Source organism: Streptomyces sp. NPDC058231, assembly GCF_042882275.1.
Taxonomy (GTDB): Bacteria; Actinomycetota; Actinomycetes; order Streptomycetales; family Streptomycetaceae; genus Streptomyces.
Genome location: NZ_JBHVWN010000006.1, coordinates 204487 through 222704, shown reverse-complemented (window position 1 = coordinate 222704; position 18218 = coordinate 204487). Strand labels below are relative to the sequence as shown.

General features: G+C 71.2%; 15 protein-coding genes. 3 read left to right on the top strand and 12 right to left on the bottom strand.

Annotated elements, in window-relative coordinates; genetic code table 11:
• Positions 1-310 (top strand): hypothetical protein (locus ACFVXE_RS06920; RefSeq protein ID WP_389669894.1); only part of this gene is annotated, 310 nt, incomplete at its 5' end.
• A gap of 149 nt (positions 311-459) precedes the next feature.
• On the opposite strand, the gene ACFVXE_RS06915 is transcribed toward ACFVXE_RS06920, so the two are convergent.
• Positions 460-1467 carry a stage II sporulation protein M gene (locus ACFVXE_RS06915; protein ID WP_389669892.1) on the bottom strand — a complete coding sequence of 336 codons (1008 nt, stop codon included), beginning with the start codon at positions 1465-1467 and terminating at the stop codon, positions 460-462.
• Positions 1468-1586: 119 nt separating this feature from the next.
• Here ACFVXE_RS06915 and ACFVXE_RS06910 point away from each other — a divergent pair, with 119 nt between their 5' ends.
• On the top strand, positions 1587-2543 hold the full coding sequence (locus ACFVXE_RS06910) for an RDD family protein (RefSeq protein WP_389669890.1): 957 nt from the start codon (positions 1587-1589) through the stop codon (positions 2541-2543).
• Here the strand turns inward: ACFVXE_RS06910 and ACFVXE_RS06905 are convergent.
• The 8 genes from ACFVXE_RS06905 to ACFVXE_RS06870 all read right to left on the bottom strand — a co-directional run bounded on the left by ACFVXE_RS06905 (position 2540) and on the right by ACFVXE_RS06870 (position 10983).
• Positions 2540-3151, bottom strand: coding sequence for a hypothetical protein (locus ACFVXE_RS06905; protein WP_389669888.1), 612 nt, complete (start codon positions 3149-3151; stop codon positions 2540-2542). The two genes, ACFVXE_RS06910 and ACFVXE_RS06905, sit on opposite strands and share 4 nt — an antisense overlap.
• A 175-nt stretch (positions 3152-3326) precedes the next feature.
• Positions 3327-4784, bottom strand: coding sequence for an adenosylhomocysteinase (gene ahcY, locus ACFVXE_RS06900; protein WP_389669886.1), 1458 nt, complete (start codon positions 4782-4784; stop codon positions 3327-3329).
• Between the two features lie 248 nt (positions 4785-5032).
• A complete protein-coding gene (locus ACFVXE_RS06895; protein ID WP_389669884.1) occupies positions 5033-6019 on the bottom strand; it encodes a cation diffusion facilitator family transporter in 987 nt (328 codons plus the stop codon).
• A gap of 87 nt (positions 6020-6106) precedes the next feature.
• The gene (gene manA / locus ACFVXE_RS06890; protein ID WP_389669882.1) at positions 6107-7288 is read right to left on the bottom strand and encodes a mannose-6-phosphate isomerase, class I; all 1182 of its coding nucleotides are present in this window, start codon (positions 7286-7288) and stop codon (positions 6107-6109) included.
• A gap of 129 nt (positions 7289-7417) precedes the next feature.
• Positions 7418-8554, bottom strand: coding sequence for an SIS domain-containing protein (locus tag ACFVXE_RS06885; protein WP_389669880.1), 1137 nt, complete (start codon positions 8552-8554; stop codon positions 7418-7420).
• 98 nt (positions 8555-8652) lie between these two features.
• Positions 8653-8835 (bottom strand): Trm112 family protein, encoded by a 183-nt coding sequence (locus ACFVXE_RS06880; protein ID WP_389669878.1) that lies wholly within the window; start codon positions 8833-8835, stop codon positions 8653-8655.
• A gap of 309 nt (positions 8836-9144) precedes the next feature.
• A complete protein-coding gene (locus ACFVXE_RS06875; protein WP_389669876.1) occupies positions 9145-10512 on the bottom strand; it encodes a phosphomannomutase/phosphoglucomutase in 1368 nt (455 codons plus the stop codon).
• A 93-nt stretch (positions 10513-10605) separates the two neighbouring features.
• Positions 10606-10983, bottom strand: coding sequence for a DUF3499 domain-containing protein (locus tag ACFVXE_RS06870; protein ID WP_389669874.1), 378 nt, complete (start codon positions 10981-10983; stop codon positions 10606-10608).
• A 334-nt stretch (positions 10984-11317) separates the two neighbouring features.
• Here ACFVXE_RS06870 and ACFVXE_RS06865 point away from each other — a divergent pair, with 334 nt between their 5' ends.
• Positions 11318-11761: a metallopeptidase family protein gene (locus ACFVXE_RS06865; RefSeq protein ID WP_389669917.1), complete on the top strand. Its 444-nt coding sequence runs from the start codon at positions 11318-11320 to the stop codon at positions 11759-11761.
• 99 nt (positions 11762-11860) lie between these two features.
• On the opposite strand, the gene ACFVXE_RS06860 is transcribed toward ACFVXE_RS06865, so the two are convergent.
• The 3 genes from ACFVXE_RS06860 to ACFVXE_RS06850 form a co-directional block, all read right to left on the bottom strand.
• Complete coding sequence (locus ACFVXE_RS06860) at positions 11861-13384, bottom strand: DUF5719 family protein (protein WP_389669872.1); 1524 nt, start codon at positions 13382-13384, stop codon at positions 11861-11863.
• Positions 13381-17235, bottom strand: coding sequence for a glycosyltransferase (locus ACFVXE_RS06855; protein ID WP_389669870.1), 3855 nt, complete (start codon positions 17233-17235; stop codon positions 13381-13383). The genes ACFVXE_RS06860 and ACFVXE_RS06855 overlap by 4 nt, the downstream gene beginning before the upstream one ends.
• Positions 17236-17558: 323 nt before the next feature.
• Positions 17559-17822 carry a WhiB family transcriptional regulator gene (locus ACFVXE_RS06850; protein WP_030927001.1) on the bottom strand — a complete coding sequence of 88 codons (264 nt, stop codon included), beginning with the start codon at positions 17820-17822 and terminating at the stop codon, positions 17559-17561.
• Between the last annotated feature and the right edge of the window lie 396 nt (positions 17823-18218).

Genomic DNA, 18218 nt, shown 5'->3' with positions numbered 1-18218 from the left:
TACTCACCCTCTCGGGCTTTCCTCCGGGCTTTCCCTTCGGTCTTGCGTTTCCGACTCTATCAGACTCTTTCGTGTCCGATTCCCGGTCGAAGCGGGTTCCGCCTTCCAGCTCCTCGCTTTCGCGATTCCCTTTCCGGCGAGTTCCAATTTACCAGACTCTTTTTCGTTCCGTTTCCGGTTCGATTTTGATTCCGATGACCACTGGAGCGGTCTTGCCTTTCGGCTGATTCGACTTTATCAGAAACATTTCCACCGAAATGATCGGCTTCGTGGTCCGGTTAAAGGAATCGATCGCTCTGGGGAAATTTGATTTCCAACACGAGCGAGATAGATGTTAACCGTCGAGCCTCAACATGTCCAGTTGGACTCAACCGTTTGAATCTACCTCCCCAGGTCCGCCATGTCAATGGCTTTTTGGGGCAAGGAGGAGACTAGCAGGTCAGCGGGGCCGTACGCACATCAGGCAGCGGCCGGGAGCTCGGCGCTTCGCTCGGCGGCGTCCAGGTCTCCGGTGTCACCTGCCCGGGCAGCGCGGCCGCCGAGTATGTAGACGTATGCGAGAAACGCCAGCTCAGCTGCGATACCGATCGCGATCCTGGCCCAGGTGGGGAGACCCGACGGGGTGACGAAGCCTTCGATCACGCCCGAGACGAACAGGACGAGGGCCAGGCCGATGGCCATGCCGATGGCGGCCCGCCCTTGCTGTGCGAGGGCGGCGCGGCGGGTTCGCGGGCCCGGGTCGATGACCGTCCAGCCGAGGCGGAGTCCCGTACCGGCCGCGACGAACACAGCGGTGAGTTCGAGCAGGCCGTGCGGGAGGATCAGGCCGAGGAAGGTGTCGAGGCGGCCGGCCGACGACATCAGGCCGATTCCGACCGCCAGGTTGAGGACGTTGACGAAGAGGATCCAGATCACCGGGAGACACAGGAACGCCCCCAGGACCAGGCACATCGCCGCGGCCTGAGCGTTGTTCGTCCAGACCTGGGCGGCGAACGACGCAGCCGGGTGGCTGGAGTAGTACGTCTCGTACTCGCCGCCGGGGTGCGTCATACGGCGGAGGTCGTCCGGTGCGGCGATCGCCGACTGGACCTCCGGATGGGTGCCGATCCACCAACCCATGCCGGCGGCGAGGAGTACCGAGAGGACGGCTGTCGGTATCCACCAGTGCCGCGATCGGTAGACCGCTGCGGGGAAGCCGGCGGTCAGGAAGCGTGCGACGTCCTGCCAGGAGGCCCGACGGGTGCCTGTGACGGTCGAGCGGGCACGGGCCACGAGCTGGGTGAGGCGTGCGATGAGCATCGGGTCCGGGGTGCTCGACCGGATCAGCGAGAGATGGGTGGCCGTGCGCTGGTAGAGGGCGACGAGTTCGTCGGCCTCGGTGCCGGTGAGCCGGCGACCGCGGCGCAGGAGGTGGTCCAGGCGGTCCCACTCGCTGCGGTGGGCTGTCACAAAGACGTCGAGGTCCATGGTCGGCGGATGCTCCAGGCATGGGTGCGTACGGGCTCGTACAACTGCGGCGCGCTGCGGGTCAGCTTGGCAGACTGAGCTCCCGAGGGGCAGGGAAGGTCGGCGAAGGGTGGGCAGCGATGAGTGAGCTTGTGACCGGGGACGCGGTCGTGCTGGGGCTGATGCCGGCGAAACTGCCGAGTCGGGCGTTGGCTCTGGCGATCGATCTCGTAGTGGTGTGGACCGTCTTCGTCCTGGTGTCGATCGGGGTCGCCGTCGCGACGGTGACGTTGGACGAGGCGGCGACCGCGGCCCTTTCCGTCGCCACCTTCCTGCTCGTGCTGGTGGGCGGTCCGATCTGCGTGGAGACACTCAGCCACGGCCGTTCGCTGGGGAAGTTGGCGTGCGGGCTGCGAGTGGTGCGGGACGACGGGGGACCGATCCGGTTCCGACACGCGCTGGTGCGTGGGGCGATGGGGGTCGTCGAGATCCTGATGACGCTCGGCGTCGTCGCGTGCATCGCGTCGCTGGTCTCGGCGCGAGGGCGGCGCCTCGGTGACGTGTTCGCGGGAACGATCGTCGTACGGGAGCGCGTGCCCGCCGGGCGAGCGGCCCATGTCCCACCTCCGCCGCCGTGGCTGGTCGGACGGTTCGACGGGCTGGATCTGTCGGCCGTGCCGGACGATCTGTGGCTGGCGGTACGGCAGTGCCTGACGCGGATGAACCAGCTCGATCCGGAGGTGGGCCGGTCGATGGCCGAGCGGCTGGGGGCGGAGCTGGCGGCACGTACCGGGGTCCCTGCGCCGCAAGGGGTGCCCGCGGCGGCGTATCTGGCGGGCGTGGTCAACGAGCGGCAGGCGCGGGACGCGCGGCGGGTGTTCGGCGCTGCGCGGGGCGTTTCCCCGGGGACCACTGGTCTCCCGGCGGGTGGTCAAGGGCGAGCCGCCGGCGAGTGGGCTGCATCCGGACCGGCGGATCCTGCGGGCGCTGGGCGGGCAGGGACTCCTACGGGGCCCGACGGCTCCGGGCCGGAAACAGCAGGAACCGGAGTGGCTGGAGCTCGGGTTCCCGGTACCGGATTCGCGCCGCCCGCCTAGCGGGTCGAAGGCGGGGTTTCCAGGTCTTCGAGCTCGATGCCGGGGGCTGAGAGGACCACGTCGCCGGCGATGTGAACCGTGTGCTGTTCGCCGGTGTCCAGGGCGCTGACCTGGTATTCGTCCACCATCAGGGGGCCGTTGTCAGTGGCGTGCGTTTCACTGTTCACCAGGGCCCAGGACTGGTCGACAGTACGGGGGGCGAGGACCGGGTCCGTGAAGGTGACGAGGCGGACGCGGGTCGCGGGGGAACCGGGGGTGAGGCGCAGCAGTCGTGAGAGCGCGACGAGGAACGAGGGGGAGGTGCCGGCGAAGGCATGGGCGCGGACATTGCCTTCGGTGGCGTGGGCGCCGGTCGGGTCTGTCCGGACCCAGGTGACGCCCTCGAGGGCGGCGCCGCGGACCTGCCAGCTCGCGGCGTGGAGTTCGAGGCGGATGGGGCGGCCGAGTTCGTCGAGGGTGAGGTCGACGGAGCCCAGATGTTCGCCGGAGGGGGCGGTGGTCTGTGAGACATAGCGCCAGCCGGAGGGGCCGGGCGCGCAGTGGAAGTGTTCTTCACCGAGGGGGGTGTGGTCGTGGGGATCGTGGAGCGAATAACGGCCGCGTGGCATGGGGTCCTTCGGGTTCCTCGGGCTGTGCGGGTGCGGAACGGCGCAGGCCCCCGACACGGGGGTGCGGGGGCCTGCGCTCGTATCTGCTGCTGAGGCTGGTCCGGCCCGTCAGGGGCGGGTCGGGCGGTCTCGGGCCGGGTGGCCTGCACCGCTGACGGGCGGGATCAGTACCGGATCAGTAGCGGTAGTGGTCGGGCTTGTACGGCCCCTCGACCTCGACGCCGATGTAGGCGGCCTGCTCGGGGCGGAGCGTCGTGAGCTTCACGCCGAGGGCGGCCAGGTGGAGGCGGGCGACCTTCTCGTCGAGGTGCTTGGGCAGCACGTAGACGTCGGTCGGGTACTCCTCGGGCTTGGTGTACAGCTCGATCTGGGCCAGGGTCTGGTCCGCGAACGAGTTGGACATCACGAACGAGGGGTGGCCGGTGGCGTTGCCCAGGTTCAGCAGGCGGCCCTCGGACAGCACAATGAGGACCTTGCCGTCGGGGAAGGTCCAGGTGTGGACCTGCGGCTTGACCTCGTCCTTGACGATGCCGTCGATCTTGGCGAGGCCGGCCATGTCGATCTCGTTGTCGAAGTGGCCGATGTTCCCGACGATCGCCTGGTGCTTCATCTTGGCCATGTCGGCGGCCATGATGATGTCCTTGTTGCCCGTCGTGGTGACGAAGATGTCGGCCTGGGAAACGACGTCGTCGAGGGTGGCGACCTGGTAGCCGTCCATCGCCGCCTGCAGGGCGCAGATCGGGTCGATCTCGGTGATGATCACGCGGGCGCCCTGACCGCGCAGGGACTCCGCGCAGCCCTTGCCCACGTCGCCGTAACCGCAGACGACGGCGGTCTTGCCGCCGATCAGGACGTCGGTGGCGCGGTTGATGCCGTCGATCAGGGAGTGGCGGCAGCCGTACTTGTTGTCGAACTTGGACTTGGTGACCGCGTCGTTGACGTTGATCGCCGGGAAGAGGAGGGTGCCGTCGCGGTGCATCTCGTACAGCCGGTGCACACCGGTGGTGGTCTCCTCGGTGACGCCGCGGATCTCGGACGCCAGCTGGGTCCACTTCTGCGGGGACTCGCCCAGGGTGCGGTTCAGCAGGGTGAGGATGTGGCCGTACTCCTCGCTGTCCGCGGTCGACGGGTCCGGGGCCGCGCCGACCTTCTCGAACTCGACACCCTTGTGGACGAGGAGGGTGGCGTCGCCACCGTCGTCGAGGATCATGTTCGGGCCGCCGGTGGGGGTGTTCGGCCAGGTCAGGGCCTGCTCCGTGCACCACCAGTACTCTTCCAGCGTCTCGCCCTTCCAGGCGAAGACGGGGACGCCGGCGGGGGCGTCCGGGGTGCCGTTCGGTCCGACGGCGATGGCCGCGGCGGCGTGGTCCTGGGTGGAGAAGATGTTGCAGGATGCCCAGCGGACCTCGGCGCCGAGGGCGACCAGGGTCTCGATCAGCACAGCGGTCTGCACGGTCATGTGCAGCGAGCCGGTGATGCGGGCGCCGGCCAGCGGCTGCGTGGCGGCGTACTCCTTGCGGATCGACATCAGGCCGGGCATCTCGTGCTCGGCGAGGGTGATCTCCTTGCGGCCGAACACCGCGAGGGAGAGGTCGGCGACCTTGAAGTCCTGTCGATTGGCGACCGTCGTCATAACGGGCTGCTCCTCGTAATCGGGTCGAGGGTGGGTGGGCTGGCTCTGCGGCGGCGGGCACACGAATGCCCGGGCGCTCGCAGCGCAGTCCGTCGGAGGCCCTCTCTCCCTCGCCCGGTCCGCAGATGCGGAGCGGCCGACCGCCATCAGCAGCGACGTCTGACACTGCGATCGAATCTACACCGGTCGGCCCGGTCGCTCCCAGCCCACTCGGCACCGGGAAAGACCTAAACGACGGTGCGGGCGGGTCAGTGGTCCGATTCCGTCGGATCGGTGTCCGGGCCGTCCGGGGTCCTGGCGGGGTTGGTTCCCGCCGAGGCGGCCGCCGCGTTGAAGATGTCCGGTTCGAGATAGATGACCCGGGCGATCGGGACCGCTTCGCGGATGCGGGATTCGGCGGCGTTGATGGCGTTGGCGACCTCGGTGGCGGTGTCGTCGTGCTGGACCGCGATCTTGGCGGCGACCAGGAGCTCCTCGGGGCCGAGGTGGAGCGTGCGCATGTGGATGATGCCGGTGACGGTGTCGCCGTCGACGACCGCGGCCTTGATCTTGTCGACCTGGTCGGTGCCCGCCGCCTCGCCGAGCAGCAAGGACTTCGTCTCGGCGGCGAGGACGATCGCGATGACGATCAGCAGCGTGCCGATGCAGAGGGTGCCGATGCCGTCCCAGATGCCGTCGCCGGTGGCGACGGCCAGGCCGACGCCACCGAGGGCGAGGATCAGGCCGATGAGCGCGCCGAAGTCCTCCAGGAGCACGACGGGGAGCTCCGGCGCCTTCGCGCGGCGGATGAAGTCCGTCCAGGAGAGCGCTCCGCGGGTCACGTTGGACTCACGGATGGCCGTGCGGAAGGAGAAGCCCTCGGCGATGATCGCGAAGACGAGCACTCCGACCGGCCAGTACCAGGCCTCGATCTCGTGCGGGTGCCGGACCTTCTCGTAACCCTCGTACACGGCGAACATGCCACCGACCGAGAACAGGACGATGGAGACGAGGAAGGCGTAGATGTAGCGCTCACGGCCGTAGCCGAAGGGGTGCTGGGGGGTGGCTTCGCGCTGCGCCTTCTTACCGCCGAGCAGGAGCAGCCCCTGGTTGCCGGAGTCGGCGAGCGAGTGGACGCTCTCCGCGAGCATCGACGACGAGCCACTGAACAGGAACGCCACGAATTTGGCCACTGCGATCGCGAGGTTGGCGCCGAGTGCCGCCACGATCGCCCTGGTTCCGCCTGACGCACTCATGGGTGCCTGGTGTCCCTTCTTCGGTGCTGCGGCCCTGGCGCCACGGCACGGCCGGACATTGTTGCAGTCGCTGTTCCGGACGGTACGTCAGGCCACCACTGTGGCACGGAACAATGCACCGGTTCCGGACGCTTCGACCTTTTCGCCCGCCGGTACGAAGACCGAACCGCCCGGAGCGAGATCGAGGGTGCCGACCCGGGGCGCGCCCGCAGTGCAGAGCAGGATCTGGGGGGTGGACCTGGTCAGGTCGGTGGGGGCGGCACCGGGCGAGAGGTCGAAACGGGACAACCGGAATTCGTCGACCGGGGTCTCGTACAGCTCCTCGCCGGAAGAGGACGCCTCGGGACGCAGGATCCCGGCGTCGGTCGCCTCGAAGCGGACGATGCCGAGGAGCTCGGGAACGTCGATGTGCTTGGGCGTCAGTCCGCAGCGGAGCACATTGTCCGAGTTGGCCATGATCTCGACACCGAGGCCGCCGAGGTAGGCGTGCGGAACGCCCGCACCGAGGAACAGGGCTTCGCCGGGCTGGAGTTGCACGTAGTTCAGCAACATCGCCGCGATGACACCCGGGTCACCGGGGAAGTGGTGCGCGATCCGGGCGTACGGGGCGTGGGCGCCGCCGAGACGTTCGGCGGCGGTGGCGGCCGCGGTCACCGTCTCCGCCATCTGCACGGGGTCGGCGGTGAGGATCGCAGTGAGCACCTCGCGCAGGGCCGCCTCTTCGGGGTGGGCGCCGAGCAGGTCGACGTACGGCTTGAGGGAGTCGACGCCGAGTGCCGCCATCGTCTCGGCCGCCTCAGCGGGCCTGCGGAAGCCGCAGAGCCCGTCGAAGGGGGTGAGCGCGCAGATCAGCTCGGGCTTGTGGTTGGCGTCCTTGTACGTGCGGTGCGGCGCGTCGATCGGGACGGCACGGCGCTCCTCGTCCTCGTAACCGCGTTTGGCCTGCGCGAGGTCGGGATGGACCTGGAGGGAGAGCGGTGCTCCGGCGGCCAGCAGCTTGAGGAGGAAGGGAAGCCGGGGGCCGAACTTCTCGACCGCGGCCGGGCCCAGTTCGCGCTCGGGGTCGGCGGCGATGACGTCGGTGAGGGACTGCTCGACGGGGGCTGTGGAGGCGTCGGATATGCGGGTGAGGCGGGAAGGGGCTCCGGGGTGGGCACCCATCCACATCTCGGCCTGGGGCTCACCGGTGGGGGCGATGCCGAGCAGCTCGGGGATGGCGGTGGTGGAGCCCCAGGCGTAAGGGCGCACGGTGTTGGAGAGCCGGTCCATGGAGATTTTCTCGTCCTCATGAGGTGCGGGGATCGTGCTGTGCGGGTGCGGTGCAGCCGAGTGGTGCCGTGGAGCTGTGGAGTTGTGTGGCCGAGTGTGCGGTGGAGCGGTGGGACCGAACGGTTCCGGTCAGCCGTGGGCCGACGAGGCCAACGCCACGTAGACGGCGGCGAAGTCGGTGACCGCGAGGAGTTCGGCGAGCCCTTCGAGTTCGGTGCCCTCTTCGGGTTCGAGCTCGCTGATCGCCGTGTCGTGACCGAGGGCGAGCTCGCGGGCCGCGGGGGCCGCGCTCAGACCGCCGGTGGGCCGGTCACGGAGCAGGACGACCCTGGCGTGCAGCGGCTCCGTCTCGTCGACCCGGTCGCGGAAGAAATCGTCGGGGTCGGCTCCGCCGGCGAAGGTGCCGGCCAACAGCGCCCCGTGGGCGGGGAGCGCCTCGGGGAGTTCCGCGGCGAGGGCCGGGCGGCCGGAGAGCTCGGCCAGGACTGCGGCGAACCGGCGCCCGACCGGGGCCGCGGCGTCGCCCTCCGTCCAGACCAGGGGCAGGCTGTCGGCGAGTTCGGCGGCGAGCGTCTTGGCCGGGTTGCTGTAGGTGGCGATGGCCGGACCGCACCGCTCGGCGGTGCGGTCGAGACGGTCGGCGACGCCCTGCAGCGCCTCGGGGGGTGCGGTGACCAGGCCGACCCGGTCGAGCAGGGCGAGCAGCGGCGTGAACAGGGCCCAGAGCGTGCCGGGGCCCGCGGCCGATGTCTCGGCGTCGTACTCGCCGTGCGGGGCGGAGGCCATCGGCACGACGAGGCCGTGCACCCCGTCGATGGCCTCGCGCAGCGGGGACCGGCTGGGCGCGACCGCGACGACCGTGCAGCCGCGCCGGTAGGCCTGTTCGGCGAGGAGCGCGAGGCCCGGTTCGGAACCGTCCGCGGTGGCGATCAGCAGCAGGTCGAGAGAGCCGGCCCAGCCGGGAAGCGTCCAGCGCATCGCGCCCGCGGCGGGTGCGACGCCGGTGGGGTGGATACGGGTGACGGGTGCGGAGGCGCCCGCCAGTGCGGCGATCAGATCGGCGACGCCGGATGCGGCGGTGCCGGAGCCTGCGACCAGGACGGCGCGCGGGCGGCCTTCCGGGGTCAGCTCGGTGATCCCGGCCTCCGCCGCGTGCCGGGCGGCGGTACGGACCCGGGCCCCGGCCTCGGCGGCGCCCCGGAGCAGACCGCGGCGGTCGGCTCGGGCCAGGGCTTCCGGGGCGTCGAGCAACGAATCGTCGAGCATGGGGACGGGCCTCCGATCACGTGCTGATCACCGTGCGGGCTGCGGTCTGCTGGGGTGGGGCGCCGGACCATGGGTGGCGGCGCTCCCGTGACCCGTGGTCAGGCGGGGCGACGGGCCTCGTCGACGAGGAGGACGGGGATGCCGTCCCGTACCGGGTAGGCCAGGCCACAGTCCGTGCCGGTGCAGACCAGCTCGGGGTCGTCGGCTGCCGACCGGTCGTCGAGCGTGGAGTGGCAGGCCGGGCAGGCGAGGATCTCCAGAAGGCCGGCTTCGAGCGGCATGGGGTGCGTCCCTTCGAGCATTCGGACAGGCGGTTCGGGTTCACGCGGATCAGGCGTGGTCAGCCTACCGCCGGGGTGGCGGGGGCGCGGCCCGGCCCGGGGCGGGTACGGGGGCGGCACAGGGTCGGGGCGGCCCGAGGCCGGGAGAACGGGGCGGGCATGGGGCCGCAGCGGCCCGGTCGCGGTCCGCTTCCCTGCCCCGCCTTCCCTCCGGCCCCCGGCTCCCCCTTCCGTCCGACCCGCGGCTTCCCTCTTCTCCTGCCGGGAACGGGGCGCACGGATCAGGAACACCGGATCGGGGCGCACGGATCAGGGAGTGCGGATCAGGGCCAGGACCTCGTCCCGTACCGCCGTCATCGTCCGTTCGTCGCGGGCCTCGACGTTCAGTCGCAGCAGCGGTTCCGTGTTGGAGGCCCGGAGGTTGAACCACCAGTCCGGTGCCGTGACGGTCAGGCCGTCCAATTCATCGAACGTGATCCGGTCGCGGCCCTCGAAGGACGCGCGTACCGCCGCCGTGCGGGCGGTCTGGTCCTCGACCGTGGAGTTGATCTCGCCGGAGCCGGCGTAACGGTCGTACTGGGCGACGAGCTCCGACAGCGGGCCCGGCTGGCCGCCGAGGGCGGCGAGGACGTGGAGAGCGGCGAGCATGCCCGTGTCCGCGTTCCAGAAATCGCGGAAGTAGTAGTGGGCGGAGTGCTCGCCGCCGAAGATCGCGCCGTGTTCGGCCATCTCCGCCTTGATGAAGGAGTGGCCGACCCGGGTGCGGACCGGCGTGCCGCCGTTCTCGCGGACGACCTCGGGGACCGTCCAGGACGTGATCAGGTTGTGGATGACGGTGCCCTTCCCGCCGTTGCGGGCCAGCTCTCGGGCTGCGACCAGGGCGGTGATCGCGGACGGGGACACGCCCGCGCCGCGTTCGTCGACGACGAAGCAGCGGTCCGCGTCGCCGTCGAAGGCGAGCCCCAGGTCGGCCCCCTCGGCCAGCACCCGGGCCTGCAGGTCGACGAGGTTCTTCGGGTCGAGCGGGTTGGCCTCGTGGTTGGGGAACGTGCCGTCGAGTTCGAAGTACATCGGGACGAGGTCGACCGGGAGGCCGGCGAAGACGGTGGGGACGGTGTGGCCGCCCATGCCGTTGCCCGCGTCGACCACGATCTTCAGCGGGCGGATGGACGCGAGGTCGACCAGGGAGAGCAAGTGGGCCGCGTAGTCGGTGAGGGTCTCGCGCTCCGTGAGGGTGCCGGGGGCGGCGGCCGGCTGCGGTGCGCCGTGCTCGGCCCACTTCTCGACCAGGGCGCGGATCTCGGAGAGCCCGGTGTCCTGGCCGACCGGTGCCGCGCCCGCCCGGCAGAGCTTGATGCCGTTGTACCGGGCGGGGTTGTGCGAGGCAGTGAACATCGCGCCGGGCAGACCGAGACTTCCGGAGGCGAAGTACAGCTGGTCGGTCGAGCAGAGACCGATGAGGGTGACGTCCGCGCCGCGCGCCGCCGCACCTCGCGCGAAGGCCCCCGAGAGACCGGGTGAGGAGGGCCGCATGTCGTGGCCGATCACGATCGCCTCCGCGTCCGTCACCTCGACGAACGCGGCACCGAAGAGTTCGGCCAGAGTTTCGTCCCACTGGTCGGGCACGACTCCACGCACGTCGTACGCCTTCACGATCTGCGACAGATCAGCAGCCACGGGCCGGTCCTCCTGAGGTTTCTGCGGACCGCCCAAACTACCCGGCCGGGCCACGGGCCCTCGGGGGATGGGGTCGTCGGGTGTCCGGCCGCTTCAGGAGTCCGGGGAGCGCAGGACCCGCAGGTGGCCGCGGCGCGCGACCTCCATGGGGTCCGCGGTGCGCCGGCCGCCGCCTCTGGTCTCGGCCCCGCGGTCGTGCGGACGGGCCGCCTCCCGCACCGCGTTGGCGAGCGCTTCGAGGTCGTCGCCACTGGGGCGGGTGGGAGCGGAGGGATCGGCGAGCCGGACGACTTCCCAGCCGCGCGGCGCGGTCAGCCGCTCGCCGTGCTCGGCACAGAGGTCGTAGCAGTGGGGCTCGGCGTAGGTGGCGAGCGGGCCGAGGACCGCAGTCGAGTCGGCATAGACGTACGTCAGTGTCGCGACGGCAGGGCGGCCGCACGCAGTGCGCGAACAGCGACGTACAGGGCTCACGATGTTGGACGGTACCGCACTCTTGAGCGGGCTGCGACGACTCTCCCTCACCTCACCCCACCGTGTCGCACTGTGACCTCAGGCACAACCGTCTTTCGGGCAACTACCCTGACCTGCGCCGGAAGAGAGAAGCGCAGACCATGACGGCAACGATTTCGGTCACCACTCGGTACATAGGCTGTCAATACGTAGGAGATCAGCGGTCATTGGAGGGGCCTGAAACGGGCTCAACCTTGGCCTGAATGTTCAAGACTGGACATGCCGGCGCCCCGCCGGTGAGGGGTGTTCCGGCTGCCCCACGGAGGGTTACGCAGAGGGTTACGCTGCGTCGGTGATGGACAGTCCTGTACCGCCGCCCCACCCGTCCGAGCCGCGGCCGGATCCGCGACCGCGCCGGCGCGACCGCCATGGCCGCGGCATGCGCGGTCCCGTGGCCCCGCCCCAGGTGCCGCTCGCGGCCACCAGGGCGGAGAACTTCCGCGATCTCGTACAGGACTCGGTGGAGCGGCTGGAGCGGCGCTGGCCGCAGCTGGCCGATGTCGACTTCATGGTTCTGGACGTCCCGGCGACGCTGGAGGAGACCGTGCCGCTGGGGCGGGCGGTGTCCGCGGAGAAGGACCGTCCCGCGCAGATCGTCGTCTACCGGCGCCCCGTCGAGATCCGGACCAAGAGCCGCGACGAACGTGCGCTGCTGGTGCACGAGGTCGTGGTCGAGCAGGTCGCGGAGCTGCTCGGGCTGTCACCGGAATCGGTGGATCCGCGGTACGGGCAGGAGTAGGCCCCGCCCCGACGGGGCGATGAGCGGGGTCGACCGGCGGGGCGGGAGCGGCCTTCCGCTCATCCGCCCCGCCGGTACCGCTCCTCGCCCGCCCCTCGCTCAGTCGTCGAGGACCGAGAGGTCCTGTTCCGCCCTGGGCACCTCGACCGTGCCGCCGTCGTCCGGCAGCGTCTGGACGGTGAACATCGGGATGCCGTTCTCCGGGAGGGCCAGGGTGCGGGCGGCGTGGACCGGACCGCCCGACTCCGTCTCGACGGTCAGTGCGTAACTGCCCTTGAGCCCGTCCGGTACCGGCGGCGTGACCGCCAGCGTCGTACCGCCCTTGACCGTGTACGTCTTGACGGTCCGTGCCCCGCCCTCACTCCCCGCGGACGCCGTGACCTTCACCGTGCCGGTGGCGCCCGGCGCGGTGAGGGAGAGGGTCGAGCCCTTGGCCCGGTTGTCGGCCGCGGTGGCCTGCGCGCCCACCGGCCCGGTCGCCGGGATGAACGCGACCTCCTGCTTGTCACCGCTACCGCGCACCACACGCAGCGCCGCCACCACCGGGGTGGCCCGGTCGCTCTGCGCCGGGGTCAGCAGCAGGGAGCCCGCTTCACCCCTGGTGAGGTTCTTCAGGTCCACGCCTGTGGTCATGTTCGACTTGATGTGGAGGTCCTCGTGCCCGGCCGGCGAGATCGCGCCGTTCTTGCCCAGCAGTTTCACCTTCAGATCGGCATCGTCCTCACCGGGAGCGAAGGCCACCAGCCGGACATCGGTGGCGTCCGCGGGGATGCCGGGGAGGACCAGGGTGCCCGCCGGGTCGGCCGAGGCGGTGAGCCAGTCGCTGCCGGTCTTCTCGTCCGCGGCCCTGACAACGGCGCCGACGCGCCCGGTCCGGGTGGTGACGTGGATGGTCACGTCGTCGGCCGCTGTGCTGCTCAGGGTGGAGATCAGCACCGGAACGCTGGACCTGGCCGGGACGGTGATGCCCTCCCCCACATCGGACTTGAGCGAGCCGTCCGGCCCGTAGAGCTCGATGTCGGCGACGGCGGCGGTGTCGTCGGGGTTGGTGAGGTGGACGTAGTCCTCACGGGACTTCGCGGTGCTGGCTGCCGGGAACCAGAAGTCCGTGTCGGGTGCGGTGCAGCTGACGCCGAGCAGACCGCGGGAGGCACCCACGCCGACCGTGGTGGTCTGCTGAGTGGTCCAGCCGGGGGCCAGCGCGCCGGTGGCGGTGCCGACCAGGGCGGGGGCGTCGGAGCCGGACGCATCGGCGGTGGCCGGCTTGCCCGACTTCTTCAGCGAGACGGCCGGCTTGTCGGAGTCGGCCTTCTTGCTCTTCTTCCCGCTCTTCCCGGCGGCGGTGTCGCTCGCGTCCGTCGCGGCGGACACGGACGGCTTCAGTTCGGCGATGCCCGCCGCGCCGCTGCCGCCGGCCGCCGGGGTGAAGGAGGTGTACGTCGTCTCGGCGAGCTCCGAGAGGCCGGGCGCCGGGCACAGCAGGCTGGACCGCTCCACCGGAAGCCGTGCGGCGGCCTTCGCCCCGTCGGCATCCGCGTCGCCGGGCGCGGTGAACGCGGCGAACCCGGTCACGGCGGCGAGGGCAACCGTGCCCGCGATGAGGGACAGATAGGTGGACTTCACTCGGACTCGCCTCGCGATGCGTTACCGGTCGGCCAGGGGTTCTGGGCCGGGTCGGGATTCTCGTCGGGGTTCTGCGGGTCGTACGGGGGCTGCTGGGCGTAGGGGGCCTGCGGGTCGTACCCGGGCTGCTGGGCGTACTGGCCGTACTGACCCTGGTCGTAGGCGCCCTGGTTCTGCCCGTACGGGTCCCGCTGGTCGTACTGCTGCTGCGGGTAGCCGTACGGGTCGTACCCGGGTGCGGCGCCCTGCTGGTACGGATCGGCGGCGGGCTGCTGCTCGCCCTGGTACTGCGTGTAGTCGGCGCCCGCGTACTGCTGTCCGTCCCACTCCCCGTACTGCTGTTGCTGCGGCACGGGCGCGTACTGGCCGGTGTCGTCCTGCCCGGGCGCGTACTGACCGGTGTCGTCCTGCCCGGGCGCGTACTGACCGGTGTCGTCCTGCCCGGGCGCGTACTGACCGGTGTCGTCCTGCTGCGCATACGGATCCTGCGACCCGTCCTGCTGCGCGTAGGGGTCGGCGGTCTGCTGTGCGGGGATGTACTCCCCCGCCTCTTCCGGAGTCGGCTCGGTGTCCCCGGACGCCGCCTCCGCCTCCGCGGCCGCCCGCAGCCGGCGGGCCCGGCGTCCCTCACCCGGGACCGGCTCCGACGGAACGGACGCGTCGGCCTCGGGGAGGTCGTCGTCGATCTCCCGGCGCCGGCCCGGCAGGGCCAGGACCACCAGGACCACGCCGAGCGCCGCCTGGGCCCAGATCCACGCGGCGTGGGTGATCGGCGTCTCGTACGTGAGGTCCAGCGTGCCGCCCTCGGTGGGGAGCTCGAAGCCCTGTGCCCAGCCGTCCACGGTCCTGGCGGTCAGCGCCCGGCCGTTCAGCGTGGCGTGCCAGCCGGGGTCGGCCGCGTCGGCGATCCGCAGCACCCGGCCGGAGCCGCCGGCCGGGATCGTGGAGTGCGCCTCGACGGGCTGGGAGCCGACGGGCAGCTGCTCGCCGCCGGTGCCGGAGGGGACGATCATGATGCGTGCGACCTGCCGGTCCACACGCCACAGCGCGCTGCCGTCGAGCTGGCTCAGCCGGCTCAGCCCCGGGGTCGCGTCGAGCACCCGGCTCATCTCGCGCGGTGCGCCGTCCCGCACCAGGACGTAACGGATGGCGAAACCGCTGAGCTGGCTGCCCTGGTCGGCGCCGGAGCCCGCGACCAGGTTGGCGACCACCTTGTCGAGGTGACTGTTGGAGCCGCCCGACTCGGCCAGTTCCGCGTCACCGAGCCGCGCGCCGGAGCCGCGGACGAGGGTGTAGGCGACGGAGCCGGGCGAGGTGCCGCCGAGTACCAGGGTGCGCGGCTGGTCACGGGTACCGCTCTCCTCCGCGACGAACGCGGGGACCTGCACCGGGTCGCGGCGCTCCAGCGGACCCGCGGCGCCGCCGATCATCCAGCCGACGGCTGCCAGCGCCGGGGCCAGCAACGCGGCCAGTGCGATCAGCCCGGCGACGGGCTGGCGCCAGCCGAAGCTGAGCTCGGCGACCCGTACCCGGGCACCGTCGGCGCCGACGAGTGCGGCGGCGATCAGCGCGATGCCGTAGACGAGGGTGGCGGGCCCGGCCCAGCCGGACCCGTTGGCGATCCCCGCGAAGACCAGGGCGACGAGCGCGACGGCCCAGGAGGCGCGGACCGCGAACTGACGCTCCCCGCGCAGCAGCGCGGCCAGGGCCGCGAGCACGACGCCGAGCAGCAGCACGCCGCCCGCCGCCTTCGGGCCGCCGGGGCTGATCCCGAGCAGGTCGAGTGCGGAGGCCGTACCCGTACCGGCTTCCAGGCCCGCCTCGTTCAGGAACGACGAGGGGCTGCCGAGCAACGACAGTGACCACGGTGCGAGGACGAGCAGCGGGGTGGCGGCCGTGGCGACGAAACGGAGACCGTACGCGGCGATGTCGTCACGGCGCAGCACGAGGACACCGATGCCGAGGACCACGGCGAGCGGCCAGACGATGGGCGTGAAGGCCATCGCGAGGGTGAGGAGCAGCGTGTACGCCCACGTGGCGCGCCAGCTGCCGCGGGTGCCTCCGCTGCCGCGCATGCCGTGTGCGGAGACGGCGGCACGGGCGATCAGCGGAAGCAGGATCGCCAGGACGGCGGTGCCGAGGCGACCGGTCGCGAGGGCTCCGGTCGCGGCGGGCAGGAAGGCGTACGCGATGCTCGCCCAGGCCCGCAGCAGCCGTGATTCGAGGAGCGGGCGGGAGACGAAGTACGCGGTGAGTCCGGCGAGCGGGACCGAGCAGACCAGCAGCAGAGTGAGCGCGAAGCCGGTCGAGCCGAGGAACAGCGCGGACAGGGCGGAGATCACGGCGAGGTAGGGCGGTGCGGTCTGGGTTCCGCCGGTGCCGACCGGGTGCCAGCCGTCCGCGTAGCGGCCCCACAGGTCGGATACGTCCGCGGGGGCGGGGAGCAGCGCGCCGCCCGCCAGCGCACCGCCGCCGAGGAGGCCGCGGCAGGCGACGAGCGAGACGAGGAGCAGGACGGCGAAGAGGACCGGGCCGGGCTTGCGGCCGATCCGCTTCAGCCGGGCGAACTGCTCGATCTCCAGGAAGTCGGCGTCGTCACCGCCCGGTCCGGACTCGACGGCGCCGTGCCGTGAGCCGCCGGAGTCGGCATCGGAGCTGCCGAAGTTCCCGGCGACCTGTTCCACGGTGGCGCGGACGGTGGCGCCGGGCGGCGGGAACAGCCCGCGCAGTTCGGCCGCGTCCACGACGCCCTTGCCGCGCATCCGGCGGGCGGCGAGGATCCTGCCGGGCCGCAGCAGGGTGCCGAGGAGTCCGGCGACCTCGTCGAGCGCCTGGCCCGGCACCTTGCCGACGAGGTAGGCGAGGGTGCGCAGCAGGGTGCCGAGGACGAGCCGGAGCAGCACCCAGGGCAGCATCTTGCCGCGGGCGTTGACGATCATCGTGTAGACGGCGCCGGCCTTGTCGACGCGGTGCGGGGAGGCGACGGAACGTCCGGCGCAGTCGATGGGACGGCGTTCGCGCGCGGAGGCCTCTGCGTGCCGCATCATGGCGTCGGGGGCGACGAGGACCCGGTGCCCGGCGGCGTGCGCGCGCCAGCAGAGGTCGACGTCGTCACGCATCAGCGGGAGCCTGCGGTCGAACCCGCTGAGTTCCTCCCAGATGTCACGGCGGATCAGCATGCCCGCGGAGGAGACCGAGAGGACGGTACGGACCTGGTCGTGCTGGCCCTGGTCCTGTTCCCGCCGGTCCAGCCCGGTCCAGCGGCGCCCGCTGTTGGCGATGGAGACGCCGACTTCCAGGAGCTGCTTGCGGTCGTACCAGCCGCGGAGTTTGGGGCCGACGATCGCGGCGTGCGGGTCGGTCTCGACGACCCGCAGCAGTTCGGCGAGCGCGTCGGGCTCGGGTGCGCAGTCGTCGTGGAGCAGCCAGAGCCACTGCACCGGTTCGCCGTGCGGCAGTTCGGGAAGGTCGTACGCGTCGTCGCGCCAGCTCCTGGTGACCGGGTCCCAGCCGCTGGGGCGCTTCAGGTACGGCAGGTCGTCGGGCCCGAGCCCGCCGGTCGTGCGGACCGCCTCGTCGACGGCCGTGCCGAAGCTCGTACGGCGTGCGAGGTGCAGGACGCGTTCGGCTCCGATCGCCTCGGTGACCAGCCGCGCGGAGTCGTCGGCGCTGCCGGTGTCGGCGGCGATGACCTGCTGTACGGGGCGTTCCTGCCCGAGCAGCCCGCCGAGCACGGAGGGCAGCCAGCGTGCGCCGTCGTGGGAGACGAGCACGGCGGTGACGACATGCCGGGGGAACTCTGGGGCGGCGGCGGCCGCGTACGGCGCCGTCGATTGGCTGTGCACGGACATCGAGGTACGGGCCCTCCGGCCGGGTCCGGGGGGCGTCCCCCCGGGGGCTGCATCGGTGTACACGCGCGCTCCGTCGGGGCGTTGGCGCGTCTCGGACGGGGCCCCACACTAACGGTACGGATAACCGGGGTGGCGCCGAGCGGTTGAACGAGGGCGGCGACAGGGTGGTGGTACGGGGCGCGGGGACACGGCAATGGCCCGCCGCCTGCGGGCAGGGTGCAGGCGGCGGGCCATGGGGCCGGGGCCCGGAGCGAGGCCGGTGGCGCTCCGGTGTCCGGGAGGTTCCGGCGGATCGGGGGTCGGTTGCCGTGCGGGCTCCGCGATCAGACCGCGGCCTTCTTCAGCCGCCGCCGCTCCCGTTCGGAGAGACCGCCCCAGATACCGAACCGTTCGTCGTTGGAAAGGGCGTACTCAAGGCATTCGGACCGGACTTCGCAGGCGAGGCAGACCTTCTTCGCCTCGCGGGTCGACCCGCCCTTCTCGGGGAAGAAGGACTCGGGATCGGTCTGGGCGCACAGCGCGCGCTCCTGCCAGCCGAGTTCCTCGTCCGCGTCCTCGACCAGCAGTTGCTGGAACAGCTCGGTCATGTGCGCCCCTCGTCTGTCTCTTGCGTCCCGTGATGCAGCCGTTATCGATTCGGCCGAACGACACGAGTGAAATTACAAGTGTGTGGATCCGAGCGAGTCAAGCGGAGATCTGCTATTGGGCCCGGTATTCACTCTGCGGAACCAAGCCTATGCAGAAAGTGTGCAAATCACCAAAAACCTGACATATGCCATGGGCCTCGACCGCACCCCCACCCGCCACGGAGTCAGACTTCCGGGAGGGCGACCACGTTTCGATTCGATCACCGAAGCGATCAAGATCACAGTCGGGTCACGAGGCCGCCGCGACGTTTGAGGGTGCCGTTGCTGCGCCACATCTCCGGCGCGGTGGCTGCACAAACCTTTCTCTGACTGGATTAACTGGATGAGGTGAAGCAT